The organism is Klebsiella sp. HMSC25G12 (genome assembly GCF_001807705.1).
In the GTDB taxonomy this organism is placed as follows: Bacteria; Pseudomonadota; Gammaproteobacteria; order Enterobacterales; family Enterobacteriaceae; genus Klebsiella; species Klebsiella variicola.
Genome location: NZ_KV789907.1, coordinates 1,164 through 1,383, shown reverse-complemented (window position 1 = coordinate 1,383; position 220 = coordinate 1,164). Strand labels below are relative to the sequence as shown.

The 220-nt window shown below is 65.9% G+C and carries 1 pseudogene; it reads right to left on the bottom strand.

The annotated features are described in order from the left end of the window. Nucleotides 1–220: pseudogene (locus HMPREF3096_RS29585) on the bottom strand (oxaloacetate decarboxylase); the annotation flags it as partial.

The following is a 220-nucleotide window of genomic DNA, read 5'->3' as shown; positions in this document are numbered from 1 at the left end:
CCTCGCGCACGCGGGGGATTTCCGCCAGCACCTCATCCAGACGGTGGGCGGCGCTCTGCTGCTTCAGCTGGCTTTCGAGGTTGGTGAGCATCCCGCCCGGGACCTGGGCGACGAGGATGCGGCTGTCGGTGCCCTTCAGCTGGCCTTCGAAGGCGTGGTACTTCTTACGCACCTCGCGGAAGTACGCGGCGATGCTCTCCAGCTTGTGGATATCCAGCCC